The organism is Streptosporangium sp. NPDC000563 (assembly GCF_040299985.1).
Classification (GTDB): domain Bacteria; phylum Actinomycetota; class Actinomycetes; order Streptosporangiales; family Streptosporangiaceae; genus Streptosporangium.
In genome coordinates this window covers 1,037,681-1,054,042 of the sequence record NZ_JBEPDA010000001.1, presented here as the reverse complement: position 1 = coordinate 1,054,042, position 16,362 = coordinate 1,037,681, and the positions used below count along the sequence as shown (strand labels likewise).

Sequence of the window (16,362 nt, the reverse complement as noted above, 5' to 3'; positions counted from 1 at the left end):
GTCGAATTCATCACGGAACATCCGGGGAATCCTTGCGATGGCGGTGCTCACGGTCGGCGCCGGCCTCACGATGGCCTCCCCGGCGTCGGCGGAGCTCGTGCCCTGCCAGGAGCAGGGCACGGCGACGGCTCCGGGAACGCCCGGACCGGTGGAGCCCGCGTGCGAGGAGACCGGCGCCGCCGGAACCGCCGCGACGCCCGAGGGGGCTCCCACCACGGACAGCGCCGTCACAGCGTCGACGACGGACAGCACCGTCACCCCATCGATCACGGACAGCAGCGCAAGCCTGTCGACGACGGACAGCACCGTCACCCCGCCGACCACGGACAGCGCCGCGAACCTCTCGACGGACAGCACCGTGACGCCACAGGCCGCGACCAGCGGCGAGGCGCCGGTGACGGTGAGCGACACGGAGCTGCCTCCTCCGGGGACGCCGGTGACGGTGAACAGCGAGCAGGCGCCGGCGGCCGTGGCCGGTGCTGAGGCGCCGGTGACCGCGAACATCGGGGAAACGTCCGTCACCGCGGACCGGCTCGCACGCGTCACCGGTCTGCCCCAGTTCTCCCAGCCCTCCGCCGTGGTCGACTTCGCGGACGCCGGGGCCTTCGGGCTGTCGAGCCTTCCCGGTCACGAGTGGACGAACTCGTGGGTGAGCATCATGGCCGAGGCACCGGAACTGCCGGGCACGCCGGGTGCTCCCGGCGACGGCATCAGCTGGCTGCGGGCTCCGGCCCCGCCGGCACCCGGTGAGCTCGTCGAGGTGCCGGTCACCTCGGGCACCTCGGACGCACCGGTCAACGTGCCCGCGCCTCCGATGCCCGACCTCGTCCCGGCGGAGGCCGTCACCGAGAGCCTGCCGACCGCGGACGCGCCCGCCGCCGACGCACCCGCCGCCGACGCGGTCGCTGCCGAGGCGCCCACCACCGAGGCACCCACCACGGACGCACCCGCTGCCGACGCACCCACCACGGACATGCCGGCCGCGGACGCGCCCTCCACCGAGGCGTCCACTGCCGAGACGCCCGCCGCCGACGCACCCGCCGCCGACGCGGTCGCTGCCGAGGCGCCCGCCGCCGACGCAACCACCGCCGAGGCGCCCACCACCGAGGCACCCACCACGAACATGCCCACCGCGGACACACCCGCCACCGAGGCACCCACCGCGGACACCCACACTGCGGACATGCCCACCGCGAACGTGCCCGCCGACGTACCCACCGCGGACATGCCGACCGCGAACGCACCCACCGCCGACGCACCCACCGCGAACATGCCCACGGTGGAGCCGCCGGCCGCCGCGCGCCCGGAGGCCCCCGTGCCGCCGGACGCTCCCGCGGCCGGCGAGGCCACGACGGAAGGTGGCACGAGCGGCACCACGGTGCAGAGCGCCGAAGCGGCTCCCGTTCTTCCCGCGCCCGAGGGAACGCTCCCGAACCTCAACGTGGAGTAAATGCGGAGCCGGCAGGTGGACCGGCCTCCGATCCGCGGATCAGCCCGCGGGTCGGCATAGATCCACCGCCGAACCATCGCGGGGGAGGGCCGTGCCTCACGGGGCACGGCCCTCCCCCGCCGCATGTCAGGTCGGCGGGACCGGGGCGCCGTCAGTGCGAGGCGTCCAGGAGGGCGTCGAGGTCGTCCTCCGGGAGACCGAGGTCCACGCGAATCCGGTAGCGGGTTCTGAGCAGGGCGATGTGCTCGCCGCTGCCCTCCACCGCCCGGTGCGCCCCCTCGGTCGCCCACTGATGGGCCTCTCCGAGGTCGCCGTAGGCGACGAGGGTCTCGGCGACCGTGAGGGCGGTGGCCGCGGTGACGTCACCGACGGCGCGGATCGCCGCGATCACCTCCCTCGCCTCGTCAGGCCGTTCGAGCTCGAAGAGGGTGTCGGCGATCCCCGCCCGGGGATCGACGCTCACCTCGCCGCCGTCGTCCACCGCCCGCTGGAAGCAGTCGAAGGCCCGGGCGGGCTGTCCGGCCTGCCGCCACTCCTCGGCGGCGAGCACGAGGATCGCCGCCCGTGATATGTCGCCGGACGCGTACGTCTCGACCAGGTCTTCGAGTCGCCGGGCCAGGTCTTCGTGATCGTCGGCCAGAAGTGCCTGCTCAAGCAATCGATCAAGTTGCTCACGTGTCACATGCGCCACATCGCGAGAGTACCGAGCGACGCTCGACCGCGTACGGCCAACGGCAGGTATTGGCCACGTTACCTTGGGCAAACGAACTACTACGCTGCGCGTTTTTTCCCAGCAAAACGGGCATATGACCAACGACTACTGACAGAGGAGCGGGTCACGGGAAGGGGTCGCGATGGGCATGTCCAAGCAGACATCGTTCACGTTGATGCTCCTTCTGGCCTTCTCCGTGGTCGTTCCCGGGTCCGCCGGATACCTCTCGGTCAAGATGGAGGCGATCGGGCAGGCACACCGGGAGCTGGTCACCCTGGAGAACCGCATCCGTGGCGAGAGGCTCGCCGCCCGGATCAGGAAAGTCGAACGAAACCACCGGGAGAGGCGGCTCCAGCCGATCATCTCGTCCCGCCGTGAGTCGTGCGATTCCTCGGGGAGGTCTCGCGCGGAGCCGAGGACACGGCCACCCGGACTGTCCGCGGTCGTTCCCGTTCCGGTGGCGGGTACGGAACGGCGGCAGGACGAGCGGCCGCGTGCGCGCGGACACGTCGTCAGGAAACGCGTCCCGCAGGGACAAGGGCCGAGTACTCGGGAACGTGGCACACGAGGGCGGGAAACGCCGGGGCAGGGCGTACCGGAGCCCGCGCGGCAGGGGCTGGCGGCGCAGGGGCGCCCTGAGGCCGCCTTCCCCGAGCGGTGGTCCCAGCTCGAACGCCGGGGCGGACGACACCGGGAGGGGGAGGACATGCCTGCCGCGCCGGACGCGCTCACCGCACCGGACGCGTTCGGCGTCGAGAGCCTGCCGGAGGGCACCGGCACACCCCCCGTCGAGGCTTCCCCTTCCGTATCCCCTCAGCCCGTATTCCCTCAGCCCGGAACACGGGCGCGGTGACGGCTCGCCCCTTCGCGCGGCTCGCGCTTCGTCAGGGGGGCGATGGCTCTCAGACCGAGACGCGGGCGAACTGGCGGTTCAGATAGCCCCGGATGAGGCGCTTCGCCTCGGCCACGATTTCCGGAGCGCCGTTCGGATCGCGCCGGAAGGCCAGCTTGAGCACGGCGTCCCCGGCCTCGACCGCGACGAGGATCGCCAGGTCGAACTCCTCGCTGTCGGCCAGCCCGTACTCCTGCAGGAGGAGACCGCGCAACCGTCCGGCGATCACCGTGTTGTTCTCCGACGAGGCGTCGAGCAGGTTGAGGTCGACCACGTCGCCGAAGTGCAGGGACCGGAAACCCGGCACGGTCCTGTGCATCTCCACGTACTCGTCGATGATCGCATCGACCGCGTCCCACCAGCCCTCGTAGTCTTCCAGCAGGAAGCGCCTGCCGATACGGGAGACGAACCCCTCCACGTGCCGCCGGGTCACCGCCTGGGTGATGGCTCGCTTGTCGGGAAAGAACTGGTAGACCGAACCGATCGCGACCCCCGCGCGCTCGGCGATCCTCGTGGTGGAGAGCGCGTCGTAGCCGATCTCGTCCAGCAGGTCGGCGCATGCGTCGAGCATCCGCTCGACACGTCGCGCGCTCCGTCGCTGGGTGGGTTGGCGCCGCAGTGGAGCCTCTCCGCGCTCCTCGCAGGACATGGTGGACACCACACCATCTTGCCCCTCTGACACGTCAGGGTCAGTAGTTATTCACCAATCACGAGTTTTCTCCACCCCGGGGTGGACCGGACGAACCGCGCAACGCCGCATGTGAGGCGGTGTGTGAGTGCCGGGGGGACGTCACCTGGCTCCTCCACCGGCGTCACGCCCTCCTGCCGCACGAGACGCCCGGAACCTGTTCCGCGCCTCCTCCGGAATATCGGGAGATGTCCGGAACCTCCGCCGGGCCCGCCCCGAGTCACTCGGAGCGGGTGGGCCGGGCGGCGAGGCCGGTGCAGCCGCGCAGCGCCTTCCAGTCCGCGACCGCCTGCTGCCGCCCGGTCCCGGTGATCGGGACCGGCACCCCGCCCTGGATGGTGGCCGGGGTCCACTGGTCCTTGAGCACCTTGCGGCCGTTGATCGTCAAGGTGAGCACACCGGTCCTGCCGGTCTCCGGTCCCCAGTTGTAGAAGACGAAGTTGCCCAGACCGTAACTGACGTAGCTGTTCTTCAGGTATCCGGCACCAAGCAGGATGTGCGCGTGGCCGCCGACGACGACGTCCGCGCCGGCCGCGACCAGCTTGGGCGCCAGGCCACGCTGCGCCTCGTTGGGGCATTTCTGCAGCTCGGTACCCCAGTGCAGATGGACGATCACGGTGTCCGAGTTCTTGCGCGCCCTGCGCACCTCCTGGAGCAGTCTCGCCTCGTTCTTCGCCGAGGCGAGGCCGCCCTGGTCGCCCGAGGCCGTCCACGCCTGGATGAACTCCGCGTCCAGCACCTGGGTAGCGCCGATGATGGCGACGCGGTTGCCGTTCACGGTCGTCCGCCACGGCCTGTACGCCTCGGCCTCGTTCCTGCCCACACCCACGACCGGGAACTTGGACCGTTTGATGGCGGCGAGAGAGTCCGTCAGCCCGCTCTGCATGTAGTCCATGCCGTGGTTGTTCGCGAGGGAGGCGACGTCCACCCCGGCCGCCTTCAGCGCGGTGAGCGCCGTCGCCGGGGCACGGAAGGTGTACTGCTTGCCGGGGGCCGGGGTGCCGCCGGTGGTGATCGCCGTCTCCAGATTGATCATCGCCAGGTCGGAGCTTCTCAGCACCTTGGCGATCGGGCCGAGCGCGGTCTTCGGATCGGCGTTCAGCCGGTTTCGCAGCACGCCCTCGAAGTGCACATCCCCGCCGAAGGAGATGGTGTACGGCTTGCGCTCGGGCGTGGGGGGGGTGGCCTCGGCCGGTTCGGTGGGTTTCTTCACGGCGTCGGAGGACGGTTCGGGGGCGGCCGACTCGGCCGCGGAGCAGGCCGCGAGAAGCACGGCTGAGGCGGTGACCGCGGCGACCAGGGCGAGGCGGCGAGCTGTGTACGTGTCCATCGGTATCCGAGGATGCCATCTCGTCCATCCCCGTGTCACAACTCGCGCCGCCGGATTCGTTCCCGCGAAAAGCCGGAGCCGGTCGCCGGTGCCCGGCGTCGCGGGCCGTCCCCGGACAGGGTGTTCCGGGGCCGCCTGTCCTCGCACGACTCGTTTCTCCCCGGAGACCGCGGGCCCTACGGCCTCACGTGACCGTTCCGGACTGTTCCCTGGAACACGAAAGGGGGCTGTCCCGCCGTTGGGCAAGCCCCCGGTCCTGAAAGGACGGTCACTCAGAGATCGAAGTCTCCGCTCTTCACCGCCGCGACGAACTCGCTCCACTCGGTCCCGCCGAAGAGCAGCACCGGTCCGCGCCTGTCCTTGCTGTCCCTGACCGCGAACCCCTCGCCGGCCAGGCGAGCCACCTCAACGCAGTTGCCACTCGCGGCGCTGAGTCTGCTCTTTCGCCAGATCACTCCATATTGGTCAATATCGGACACATCTCACCTCCTCTCCCATAGGTGGCCATAGGGCACCTTAAGAATGAAGGCGTGATGGAAAACGTGCAAGGTATTGGACGTGTCCAGATAGGACACCATGTCCGACGCGCTTCCCCGGTGTGCGATGATTCTCCCCTGCTCCACCGGCGGGCGGTCAATCCATCCGGTGAGCAGAGACAATGAAACGCGGTAATCGCAGCGGAGCGGCTCTTTTTCTCCAGGTGAGCACTGGAGCCGCTTCTGCTATATGTCGAACTCTCCGTCCTTCACTCCGCCGACGAATGCCTTCCACTCATCGGGAGTGAAGACCAGCACGGGCCCGGATCCGTTCTTGCTGTCCCGAACCCCTACGCCGCCTCCGCTCAGCGTCGCCACTTCGACGCAATTGCCGTTCGGAGAGCTGTGCGCGCTCTTCTTCCACATCGCACCGCTGAAATCAGTCGCGTTCATTTTTCTTTCCATAAAAATGACGGTAGTCGCCGGTTGGCAGACCGGTCGCTACCTGCCCCAATGCTCGCTTACCTCTTTGATCAGCTCCTGCGAGCCGGCCTCTGGAAGAGCTCGTTCCATCAAATGCTCAAAGGCACGCTCATACCCGTACACTTTTTCCACATCATCCACGTACCGTCCACCGAAAAGCGATTCAAGGTAGACTATGTCCGGAAAATCGGAAAAGGTAAGGTGCACGAACGGTCCCGTGGACACCGGTGGCGGAACATCCTTGGAAAGAATTCTCATATCTACGTGTTCCAGCTCCGAAACCTCGATCAGGTGTCGCAGCTGATCTCGCATGACGCGAGCGTCACCGTACTGACTTTTCAACACGGATTCGTTGAACACCGCCAGCAGGGTCAGCGGCCTGGAGTCGTACAGCAACGTACGCTGACGCGCCATCCGCACCTCGACCCGATCCTGGAACCAACTCGACGGCACCTGGCTCGCATGCTGCCCCACCGAGATGACCGCACGAGCGTATTCCTCCGTCTGGAGAAGCCCCGGCACGATCTGGGGTTCCCAGTTACGCATCTCAGTGGCCTCCGCCTCCATCCCGATGAGCGTGATGTAGTCATCGGGAACGGAATTTCGATATCTCTCCCACCAGCCCTTCCTGGAGGCTTCACGCCGTAGCGCGACCAGGGTCTCCCTGAGCCGCTCGTCGACGCCGTAAAGGTCGGCGAGCGCCTCGACGTCCGCCTCCTTGGCCAGCGTCTTGGCGGTCTCTATCCGGCTGACCTTCGCGGTCGACCACCCCAGGCGACCGGACACCTCGTCGCCCGTCATGTTCAGGCCTTCGCGGAGCCGGCGCAGCTCCATGCCCAGCCAACGCTGACGGAGTGCTGGACTGCCACGTTCCGACATCACGACCTCCTCACCATGACGGGCGAGCGGCTGTCACGGCCTCAACAGGAACTCGATGAATAGTAGTGCAAATTACACTGATGGTTGCAGTGCATCTGCGGAAGTTTATTGCTTTTTTCCTTACGGCAAGTCTTGCAGCCAAATCTATGCTGAGCGACTATCAGAACAGGAAGGTCCTCGCAAGATCGGGGGAGCCACCGGCGATCATCCGGAGGGCGTCTTCGAGGGCATTCGTGAGCCGCGGGTGTGAAACAGACACGCGGCTCTTCGGCAACGGCGCCGTCTTCGAAGAAACGGAGTTGACACGGGGAGGCCGACAGGGGGAGCAGCGGTAATCGGCCGGCGACGGCCCAAAGTCGCACGCACTCACGAGAGTGTCCTGATCGGACACAAAAAACACCGGGTCGGCGGCCACCGACCCGGTTGGCACAAGAACTCCGCGTCAAAGCCACGAAGGGAGTCTCCTATGTCCTTCCACCGTACCAACAGAACCCACGGAATCAAGACCTTCATTCTCGACCTGATCTATGTGACCGACCGAGAGCTCTGCATGGACCAGGACGAGTGGGCCTACCGGCTCGGCTGGAGCGTGACCCGGACCGGTTTCGGGGCCAGGCACTACCGCGAGCCGCGGTTCGACCTCCTCAAGGCCGAGCGGACGGCCGCTCCCGCCCTCACCCTGGCGCCCGTCCACGACAAGGGGGCGGGCGGCGATGTCGCGGCGTGACCTCCGCGGCAGCCGCTACGGCCACCCCGGCGGCCGGCCGCCCAGCCGTGCGGGCCTCGTCGTCCGGCTGTGGCGCTGGCGGACGGAGGTCGCGCTGCTCGCCGCCGCCTCGTTCCTCACGGTCACCGTGGCCCTCTCGCTCCGCGAGGGCGACTGGTGGCCGTTTCTCGTCGTGGTCTGCGCCGCCGTCACCCCCGTGGCCTCCGGCTTCGGGAGAAAGTGGGTGACGGCACACGTGTGGTGCCTGGTCTCCCGGCACCGCCTCCAGCGGGCGTGCGCGGAGACCGGGATACACACCCGCTTCGGCCGGTTGCCGCTGATCCTGTGGATCACCCCCACCGTCGCCGGGGAGAAGGCGCTCGTCCTCGCCAGGGCGGGAACCTGCGCCGAGGACTTCGACGCCTTCTCCGCCGAGATCGCGGCGGCGTGCTACGCCCGCGACGCCGTGGTGTCCCGGCACCTCAGGTGGGGGAACCTGCTGACGGTCGAGATCGTCCGTGGGGGCGAGGTCTTCGGTCCCCCGGTGGGTCTCGACCGTCTCTACGGGCGGACGAACTGGGTGTGCCTGCGGGCCGGCCACGCCACGGAGACCGACCGTGCCACAGAGGCCGCCCTCCATACGGCAGAAGCCCACCGTGCCGTGGAGGCCGGCCACGCCCCGCGGGCCGGTCGGACCACGGAGACCGGCCACCCCCGACAGGCCCGCCGCACCACGGAGGAGGAGCCCGACATCCACCGCGCCACCGTCCCGTTCTCCGGACCCGGCGAGTTCCCCGGACCCGGCGAGCTTCCCGGGAGGCGCCGACAGGCCGCGTGAACCTCCACCCGGCCGCGAAGGAAAGCCCCGGAGCCCAGGCGGTTTCAAGGGGTCGTCGCGACTTCTCGGATCGAGATGTCGCGACGCCCCCTTGAATCCAAGCCACGCTCCGGGGCTTTCCCCGTGCCGGACCGACGGCCATGATGAGTTCATTCGCCGAACCCAGGAGCGCCGATGAGAACAGCTCACAGGACCTGCCCTCTCTGCGAGGCCGTCTGCGGCCTCCGGCTCACCCTCGACGACGCCGGACACGTCACCTCGGTCAAGGGCGACCCGGACGACCCCTTCTCCAAAGGGTTCGTCTGCCCCAAGGGGGCGAGCCTGGGCCGCCTCGACGAGGACCCCGACCGGCTCGGCGTCCCGATGATCCGTACGGGTGAGGAGTGGCGCGAGGCGTCCTGGGAGGAGGCGTTCCGCGCGGTCGAGGAGGGCCTCGGCAGGGTGATCGACGCCCACGGCCGCGGTTCGCTCGCCGTCTACCTCGGCAATCCGAACGCCCACTCCATGGCGGGAGCCCTGTACGGCGGGCCGCTGATCCGCGCCCTCGGCACCCGCAACGTCTTCTCCGCGAGCACCGTCGACCAGATGCCCAAGCACGTCTCCTGCGGTTTGATGCTCGGCGACCCGATGGCGATCGCGGTGCCCGACCTGGACCGTACCGACCACCTGCTGATGCTCGGCGCCAACCCGCTGGAGTCCAACGGCTCGCTCTGCACCGCCCCCGACTTCCCCGGCCGTCTCAAGGCGCTGCGCGGGCGCGGCGGCAAACTCGTGGTCGTCGACCCGCGCCGCACCCGCACCGCCGCCCTCGCCGACGAGCACCTGTTCGTACGCCCGGGCATGGACGCCTACCTGCTGTTCGGCATCGTCCACACCCTCCTCGCCGAGGACCTCACCTCGGTCGGCGCCGACATCGGCGGCATCGGGATCGACGGGCTGGAGGAGGTACGGCGGCTGGCGCGGGACTTCGCCCCCGAGGTCGTGGCCCCGATGTGCGGGATACCGGCCGGGGAGATCGTACGGCTGGCACGTGAGCTGGCGGCGGCCCCGACGGCCGCCGTCTACGCCCGCATCGGCACCTGCACCGCCGAGTTCGGCACCGTCGCGCAGTGGCTGGTCGACGTCGTCAACATCCTGACCGGCAACTTCGACCGTCCCGGCGGGGTGATGTTCGCGAAGACCGCCGTGGAGAACGGCCGCCGGAGCAGGCCGTACGTCACGGGACGCTGGCACAGCCGCGTCCGGGGGCTGCCGGAGGCGAACGGCGAGATCCCGGTGGCCACCCTCGCCGACGAGATCGAGACGCCGGGAGAGGGGCAGGTCCGGGGGCTGGTCGTGGTGGCCGGCAACCCGGTGCTGTCGGCGCCGGGCGGACCACGGCTGGAGGGGGCCTTCCGCGACCTGGAGTTCATGGTCTGCGTGGACCCGTACCTGAACGAGACCACCCGGCACGCGAACGTGATCCTGCCGCCGCCGCGCGTGACGCAGTCGCCGCACTACGACCTGACGCTGCTCGCCTTCGCGGTCCGCAACTACGCGAGGTTCTCCCCGCCGGTCCTGCCGCTGGAGCCGGGACGTCCGTCGGAGGCCGAGATCATGGCACGGCTGGCGATGATCGCCTCGGGTCAGGGCGCGGACGCCGATCCGGCCCTGCTCGACGAGCTGATCCTCGACCGGATGCTCCGAAGGGCCGTCGAGACGCCCGGATCTCCGGTGGAGGGCGCGGACCCCGCCGAGCTGCGCGCCTCCCTGGACGGCGGCAGCGGGGCGGAGAGGCGGCTGGACGCCATGCTCAGGCTCGGACCGTACGGACTCTCCCTGGCCACTCTCCTGGCGAGCCCGCACGGCATCGACCTGGGAGCGCTGGAGCCCCGGCTGGCGGAGATCGTCCGTACGGCCTCGGGACGGGTGGAACTCGCCCCGCCGCAGCTGGTCGAGGACGCCGCGCGGCTGCGCGAGCGGCTCGCCGTCCCGCCCGCGGAGATCGTGCTGATCGGGCGGCGCCATCTGCGTTCCAACAACAGCTGGCTGCACAACGTGGGGCCGCTGGTCGGCGGGACCAACCGGTGCACCCTGCAGATCAACCCGGACGACGTGAGCAGGCTCGGGCTGGGCGAGCACGCCGTGGTGCGCTCGGCCGCCGGAGAGCTGGTCGTGCCGCTTGAGCCGACCGACACGATCATGCCGGGGGTGGTGAGCCTGCCCCACGGATGGGGGCACTCCGGCACCTCGCAACCGGTGGCCGCCAAGCACGCGGGAGTGAACGCGAACACGCTGACAGATGATTCCGTCGTGGACATACCCTCGGGAAACGCCGTGTTCAACGGGGTTCCCGTCACCCTCGGCCGGGCGTGATCCCATGATCGCTCGGAAAAGCGGGATCGACGCGCATTAGGCTTGCGCGCGTGACCACCCCTCCAGCACAGGACCGTCTGCACGCTCAGCTCACCTTCGCCATGGAGATCGACAAGCTCAGACGCATCGTCCGCCGCAACACCCTCATGGACGGGTCGCGGCGTGAGAACGACGCCGAGCATTCCTGGTACGTGGGCATGCTGGCGATGGTCTTGGCCGAGCACGCGCCACCGGGCACCGACCTCGACAGGGTCGTCGCGATGCTGCTCGTCCACGACATCGTCGAGATCGACGCGGGAGACACGTTCATCTACGACGCCTCGGCCGTCGAGGCCCAGCTGGACATCGAGCGCAAGGCCGCCGACCGGATCTTCGGGCTGCTCCCCTGCGACCAGGCCGCGCGGTTGCGCGAGCTCTGGGACGAGTTCGAGGAACGCAGGACGCCGGAGGCCAAATTCGCCAAGGCCCTCGACCGGATCGCCCCCATCATGGCGAACCACCACAACGAGGGCGGCACCTGGTCGCTGTACAAGGTGACGGCCGAGCAGGTGCTGGAGAAGGTGAAAATCATCGAGGAGGGATCGGCGACACTGGGCGCCTACGCCACCGAGATCATCGCCCTCTCCGTCAGCCGAGGGCATTTGGCGCGTGCATAACGCCGTTCTCGGGTAGGTCCCTATGGTCTAGGAGGGGGCAATGGTGAAGGAAACTGTCAAAACAGGGCGTCGGACCAGGCGTCTGGTGCCCGGGGTCGAGCTCACCGATCGGATCGAACGCTCGCCCAAGGCCGACAGACCGATCCGCGTGCTCGCCAAGGCCGTGCGCCGGCGGATCGGTCCAGGACCGCTGCGTGACCTGCTGCACGGGGTGCCGATCGGCAAACCGCTGCATCCACCGCTCGCCAACGTCAGCCTGGGTCTCTGGACGGCGACGGCGGTGCTCGACGTGACCCGTTCCGATCCGCGGGCGTCGCGGATGCTGGTCGCGGGCGGGCTCGCGGCCGCGATGCCCGCGATGGCGGCGGGCATCACCGACTGGTCGGCGCTCCACCGCGAGCAGCAACGGGTGGGGTTCGTGCACGCGATCGCCAACCTGACCGCTCTCGGGCTCTACGCGGGTTCGCTGGTGCTGCGGATGGCCGGGCGCGACCGGACCGGGCGGGTGCTGTCGTTCGCCGGCCTGGGGGCCGCGAGCGTGGGCGGCTACCTCGGCGGCCACCTCGCCTACCGGCAGGCGGCCGGGGCGAACCACGCCGAGTCCGTCGCCCACCTGGTCCCGCTGGGCTGGCACGACCTGTGCGACGTCGGCGACCTGCCGGACGGGCGCCCGGTGACGCGGAGGCTGGGTTACATCGATCTGTTCGTGCTGCGCGTCGGCGCGAACGTCACGGTGCTCGCCGACCAGTGCGCGCACCTGGCGGGCCCGCTCCACCAGGGGCGTCTGATCTCGGAGGAGGGGACCGCCTGCGTGGTCTGCCCGTGGCACGGGAGCACCTTCAGGCTCTCCGACGGAGCCGTCGTACACGGCCCGGCCACCGCCCCCCAGCCGTCCTTCGAGACCCGGATCCGCCGCGACGGGGTGCTCCAGGTCCGTCCCGCCCAGGTGTGACCGTACGTCCCACCCGGGCGTGACGAGAACCGGCTACCGCCGTCGGCCCGGCCTAGGCCGGCTTGCCGTCGGCGGGGTGTTCGACCAGGGCGAGAATACGGCTGGACATGAAGCGGGCGGTGCGCACGGCCGTTCCGCTCCGGGTGACCTCGCTCACCTCGACAACGCCGCCTCGGGCGTTGGCCACCTCAACGCGGCGCCCCGCTCTGGTGGCGCTGACCTCGTAGGTACGGGAACTGTCTCCTGCGTCGATGACAACCTCGACTTTGTCACCTTTCATACCTGAATAAGTACCCGGTAGCAGGCAGGTTCACCCGTACACCAGTTTGACTATCGCCACGATCCCGACGCACACCACGAACCAGCGCAGCACCGGGGCCGGCAGTCGCCTGCCGATCTTCGCGCCGAGGAAACCGCCGATCGCGGCGCCCAGCGCCACCATCAGGGCCGCCAGCCAGTCGACCTCCGCGACCACGATGAACAGCAGCGCGGCGCACGCGTTGACCAGCAGCGCGAGTACGTTCTTGGCCGCGTTGATCCGCTGCAGGCCCTCGTCGAGGAAACTGCCCATCAGCCCGATGAGCAGCACCCCCTGGGCCGCGCCGAAGTAGCCGCCGTACATGCCGCACACGAGAACGCCACCCCAGAGCCAGGGGCCGCCGTGCGGATGGGGATGCTCCCGCCGGGCGCTCAGCCAGCCGTTGAGCCTCGGCTGGATCACCACCAGCACGCACGCCAGGGCGATCAGGACGGGCACGACGACGTCGAACGTCTCCGCGGGAAGGTACAGCAGGAGCACCCCGCCGATCAGCGCACCGACCAGCGCGGGAACCCCCAGCCTGATCAGCCGCGGGCGCTGCCCCCTCAGCTCCTCCCGGTAGCCGAACGCGCCGGTCATCGACCCCGGGACCAGGCCCACGGTGTTGGAGACGTTCGCGATGACCGGTGGCATGCCCAGCGCGACCATCGTCGGGAACGTGATCAGAGACCCGGAACCGACGACGGCGTTGATGCCCCCCGCCCCGACGCCGGCCACGAAGATCGCGACCGCCTCCCACGGTGTCATGCGCTTCCCCTCACTCGTCAGGCTCGCGCCCATAGGCAGGTGCACGGCCCTCACCGGATGGTAGGAGGAGATCGAGATCACCCGGTGGCGGGGGTGTCCTTAACGGGACCGCCCTTGACCGAGGTTCCCTTGACCGAGGTTCCCTTGACCGAGGGCTCCCACGTGCCCGGCACCTCTTCCTCGCCCGAAGGTTGGTGTCCGCCCGGCCCGTCCTCCCTGACCGAACCGCCCGAAGACACACCTCCGTCGAACTCTCCGGAGGGCTCGTCCCTGTCCGGGAGAAGGTCCGCGAGGCTTTCGAGGGTCCGTCTCAGGTCCGGCGGGACGATCCACAGCTTGCCCGCGTCCCCCTTGGCGAGCTCGGGGAGCGCCCGCAGGTATTCGTGGGCGAGAAGCTCCGGGTCGGGCCTGCCGTCACGGGCGGCGCGGAAAAGCATGTCGATCGCGTCGGCCTCCGCCCTGGCCCGCGTCGCCCTGGCTTCGGCGTCGGCCCGCGCCCTGAGCACGGTCGCCTCCGCCTCGCCGCGAGCGGCCAGTACGGCGGCCTTTCTCCGCCCCTCGGCGGCGAGGACGGCCGCCTGCTTCTCCCCCTCGGCCGCGAGCAGCGCGGCCCGCCTGTCGTGGTCGGCGCGGGAGTGCCTCTCCATCGCCTCCTGGATCGAGACGGGCGGGTCGATCGTCTTCACCTCGACCCGGCCGACCCGCAGGCCCCACCCGCCCGCCGCGTCGTCGAGCGCCCGGCGCAGCTCGGCGCCGATCTCCTCACGGGAGGCCGGCACGCGGTCCACATCCATCCCGCCGACCACGTCGCACAGCGTGGTGGCGACGAGCTGCTCGACGGCGACCAGGAAGTTGGCGATCTCGTAGGTCGCCGCGCGGGCGTCGGTCACCTGGAAGGAGACGGCCGTGTCGACCGAGACGACGAGGTTGTCGGAGGTGACGACCGCCTGCGGCGGGAAGGCGACGACCTGCTCACGAAGATCGACCATGTCCTTGATCCGGTCGATGAACGGCACCACGAGGTTCAGCCCGGGACCGAGCGTCCTGTGGTAGCGCCCCAACCGCTCCACGACACCCGCCGTGGCGTGCGGCACGACGCGAACCATCCGATGGACGGCGAACGCCGCCACGACCACGATGACGAGTGCGGCGACAAGCGCTTCCATGAACCACCCCGGGCGGTCGAGTCACGTGGAACTCTTGACCCGGCAGGATATTTGCTTTTCCCTTCAACGGCCTTTGAACGACCGAAACGATCTCGGAACCTCTCGGGTTCCCCTCAGAGCTGGTGCGCCCGCGCGTACCAGCGGCCCTCGCGCCCCCGATCGAGGGTGAGCGGGACGCTGAAGGTGTGCGACAGGTTCTCCGCAGTCATCACCTGGTCGATCGGGCCCTGGGCCACCACCGAGCCGTGCCGGAGCAGCAGGGCGTGGGTGAACCCACTGGGCACCTCCTCCACGTGGTGGGTGACCAGCACCATGGTCGGCGCCTTCGGGTCGTGCGCGAAGGTCGCCAGGCGGCGCACCAGGTCTTCGCGCCCGCCCAGGTCGAGGCCCGCGGCGGGTTCGTCCAGCAGCAGCAGCTCCGGGTCGGGCATGAGCGCGCGGGCGATCTGGACCCGCTTGCGCTCCCCTTCCGACAGCGTGTTGAAGCGGCGCCGGATCAGGTGGGCGCAGCCGAGCTGGTCGATCAGCTCGACGGCACGCGTCACGTCGTGGGAGTCGTACTCCTCCGTCCAGCGGCCGAGGATGGCGTACGAGGCCGTGAGAACCAGATCGATGACCTTCTCGTCCGGTGGCACCTTCTCCGCCAGCGCGGCGCTCGCGAGCCCGATGCGGGGCCGCAGCTCGAAGACGTCACTCTGGCCGAGCCGCTCGCCCAGGATCTCGACGACGCCCTCGGTGGGGAACAGCATCGCCCCGACCACCTGCAGCAACGTCGTCTTTCCCGCGCCGTTGGGGCCGATGACGACCCACCGCTCGTCCTCGTGAACGGTCCAGTCGATCTCCCGCAGCAGGACCGCTCCGTCCCTGCGGACGGTGACGTCCTGTAGCCGAAGCACCTGACCGCCCATCCCTTACGCCTCCTTGTGAATCGCTCGAACAAAACCTATTGCAGGACAAGCGCATATCGTGGATCGGTGCACCCTGATTCACCGATCTCGGCCACCCTGGTCTGCTGGGGCAACGCCTGGCTCGCCGGACAGGTCGGCCTCGACGAGGCCGCCGACCGCGTGGAGCGGCAGGCAGGCCCCCAACTCGTCGCCGGTGAGACCGGCGACCTCGCCCTCCGCGGATTCCTCGCCGACCTGCGGATCGAGGGCATGAAATCGCTGCGACTGGCCCTTCCCGTCGCGGGCGACCCACTCGGTCTCACCGGACCGCCCCCTTTCAACTCCGCGGCCATCGAGGCCGGGCAGGCGGCGACAGCCGTGCTTCCCGACAGATGTCTCGGCCTGATCCCGGTAAACGACCGCCGCGGGTCATCGTACGCCGGGGTTCGCTGGACCGTGCTGGAGGCCCGTACCACGGCCCCCGCCCTGCCCTCCCTCGCCGAGGCCGAGCACGAGCTGACCCGCGCGATGCGGGTGGCCACCGACGCCCTGCTCGGCGTGGAGGGGCCGGCCCAGGGCCACCGGCGGCTGGAGATCGTGGACGACGGCCTGGCCCCCGGCTACCCCGCCAGGGCCCACCGGGTCGCCGCCCTCGCCGCCCGCCTCGCCGCGGTGCTCCGCGTCGCCGACGACCGCGGGCTCACCTCGGGCCAGATCGCCGTACGCGGTGGGGCCCTGCGTGAGCTCGACCGCGCGGTGCGCCGGGCCAGGGTGGTCGCCCACCACGCCATCACCGAGCTGGTCTGAGGACCGGCCCGAGGGCCGG

At 69.7% G+C, this 16,362-nt stretch carries 18 protein-coding genes; 8 read left to right on the top strand and 10 right to left on the bottom strand.

From position 1 onward, the window contains the following. Positions 1 to 37: 37 nt before the first annotated feature. Positions 38 to 1,450, top strand: a complete 1,413-nt coding sequence (locus ABT352_RS04975; RefSeq protein WP_350942573.1) for a hypothetical protein — start codon at positions 38 to 40, stop codon at positions 1,448 to 1,450. Positions 1,451 to 1,601: 151 nt separating this feature from the next. Here ABT352_RS04975 and ABT352_RS04970 read toward each other — a convergent pair whose 3' ends face one another. Next, positions 1,602 to 2,141 carry a hypothetical protein gene (locus ABT352_RS04970; protein WP_350942572.1) on the bottom strand — a complete coding sequence of 180 codons (540 nt, stop codon included), beginning with the start codon at positions 2,139 to 2,141 and terminating at the stop codon, positions 1,602 to 1,604. A gap of 169 nt (positions 2,142 to 2,310) precedes the next feature. On the opposite strand from ABT352_RS04970, the gene ABT352_RS04965 reads away from it, so the two are divergent. Then, positions 2,311 to 3,015 carry a hypothetical protein gene (locus ABT352_RS04965; RefSeq protein WP_350942570.1) on the top strand — a complete coding sequence of 235 codons (705 nt, stop codon included), beginning with the start codon at positions 2,311 to 2,313 and terminating at the stop codon, positions 3,013 to 3,015. 49 nt (positions 3,016 to 3,064) lie between these two features. Here the strand turns inward: ABT352_RS04965 and ABT352_RS04960 are convergent, their stop codons facing one another. The 5 genes from ABT352_RS04960 to ABT352_RS04940 all read right to left on the bottom strand — a co-directional run bounded on the left by ABT352_RS04960 (position 3,065) and on the right by ABT352_RS04940 (position 6,910). Beyond that, positions 3,065 to 3,703, bottom strand: a complete 639-nt coding sequence (locus tag ABT352_RS04960; RefSeq protein WP_350943542.1) for a TetR/AcrR family transcriptional regulator — start codon at positions 3,701 to 3,703, stop codon at positions 3,065 to 3,067. 259 nt (positions 3,704 to 3,962) lie between these two features. After that, a complete protein-coding gene (locus ABT352_RS04955) occupies positions 3,963 to 5,072 on the bottom strand; it encodes a CapA family protein (RefSeq protein WP_350942568.1) in 1,110 nt (369 codons plus the stop codon). Between the two features lie 272 nt (positions 5,073 to 5,344). After that, positions 5,345 to 5,551: a DUF397 domain-containing protein gene (locus ABT352_RS04950; RefSeq protein WP_350942567.1), complete on the bottom strand. Its 207-nt coding sequence runs from the start codon at positions 5,549 to 5,551 to the stop codon at positions 5,345 to 5,347. A gap of 243 nt (positions 5,552 to 5,794) precedes the next feature. Beyond that, entirely contained in the window at positions 5,795 to 6,013 is a 219-nt protein-coding gene (locus ABT352_RS04945) for a DUF397 domain-containing protein (RefSeq protein WP_350942566.1), read from the bottom strand. Between the two features lie 36 nt (positions 6,014 to 6,049). Next, a complete protein-coding gene (locus ABT352_RS04940; RefSeq protein WP_350942564.1) occupies positions 6,050 to 6,910 on the bottom strand; it encodes a helix-turn-helix domain-containing protein in 861 nt (286 codons plus the stop codon). A gap of 466 nt (positions 6,911 to 7,376) precedes the next feature. On the opposite strand from ABT352_RS04940, the gene ABT352_RS04935 reads away from it, so the two are divergent. The 5 genes from ABT352_RS04935 to ABT352_RS04915 all read left to right on the top strand — a co-directional run bounded on the left by ABT352_RS04935 (position 7,377) and on the right by ABT352_RS04915 (position 12,417). Continuing rightward, positions 7,377 to 7,637, top strand: a complete 261-nt coding sequence (locus tag ABT352_RS04935) for a hypothetical protein (protein ID WP_350942563.1) — start codon at positions 7,377 to 7,379, stop codon at positions 7,635 to 7,637. Further along, the gene (locus ABT352_RS04930) at positions 7,624 to 8,454 is read left to right on the top strand and encodes a hypothetical protein (RefSeq protein ID WP_350942562.1); all 831 of its coding nucleotides are present in this window, start codon (positions 7,624 to 7,626) and stop codon (positions 8,452 to 8,454) included. The genes ABT352_RS04935 and ABT352_RS04930 overlap by 14 nt, the downstream gene beginning before the upstream one ends. A 174-nt stretch (positions 8,455 to 8,628) precedes the next feature. Next, complete coding sequence (locus ABT352_RS04925) at positions 8,629 to 10,809, top strand: molybdopterin-dependent oxidoreductase (RefSeq protein WP_350942561.1); 2,181 nt, start codon at positions 8,629 to 8,631, stop codon at positions 10,807 to 10,809. Positions 10,810 to 10,910: 101 nt separating this feature from the next. Further along, positions 10,911 to 11,465: an HD domain-containing protein gene (locus ABT352_RS04920; RefSeq protein ID WP_350943540.1), complete on the top strand. Its 555-nt coding sequence runs from the start codon at positions 10,911 to 10,913 to the stop codon at positions 11,463 to 11,465. A gap of 40 nt (positions 11,466 to 11,505) precedes the next feature. Continuing rightward, the gene (locus ABT352_RS04915) at positions 11,506 to 12,417 is read left to right on the top strand and encodes a Rieske (2Fe-2S) protein (protein WP_350942560.1); all 912 of its coding nucleotides are present in this window, start codon (positions 11,506 to 11,508) and stop codon (positions 12,415 to 12,417) included. A gap of 52 nt (positions 12,418 to 12,469) precedes the next feature. Here ABT352_RS04915 and ABT352_RS04910 read toward each other — a convergent pair whose 3' ends face one another. From ABT352_RS04910 to ABT352_RS04895, 4 genes are all read right to left on the bottom strand, one after another. Continuing rightward, entirely contained in the window at positions 12,470 to 12,697 is a 228-nt protein-coding gene (locus ABT352_RS04910) for a DUF8836 family protein (RefSeq protein WP_329088968.1), read from the bottom strand. Between the two features lie 30 nt (positions 12,698 to 12,727). Continuing rightward, positions 12,728 to 13,483: a sulfite exporter TauE/SafE family protein gene (locus tag ABT352_RS04905; RefSeq protein ID WP_350942559.1), complete on the bottom strand. Its 756-nt coding sequence runs from the start codon at positions 13,481 to 13,483 to the stop codon at positions 12,728 to 12,730. A gap of 77 nt (positions 13,484 to 13,560) precedes the next feature. Further along, positions 13,561 to 14,649, bottom strand: a complete 1,089-nt coding sequence (locus tag ABT352_RS04900; RefSeq protein ID WP_350942558.1) for an SPFH domain-containing protein — start codon at positions 14,647 to 14,649, stop codon at positions 13,561 to 13,563. Positions 14,650 to 14,762: 113 nt separating this feature from the next. Then, complete coding sequence (locus tag ABT352_RS04895; protein ID WP_350942557.1) at positions 14,763 to 15,557, bottom strand: ABC transporter ATP-binding protein; 795 nt, start codon at positions 15,555 to 15,557, stop codon at positions 14,763 to 14,765. A gap of 66 nt (positions 15,558 to 15,623) precedes the next feature. On the opposite strand from ABT352_RS04895, the gene ABT352_RS04890 reads away from it, so the two are divergent. Further along, on the top strand, positions 15,624 to 16,343 hold the full coding sequence (locus tag ABT352_RS04890; RefSeq protein ID WP_350942556.1) for an Rv1486c family protein: 720 nt from the start codon (positions 15,624 to 15,626) through the stop codon (positions 16,341 to 16,343). Positions 16,344 to 16,362 lie beyond the last annotated feature (19 nt).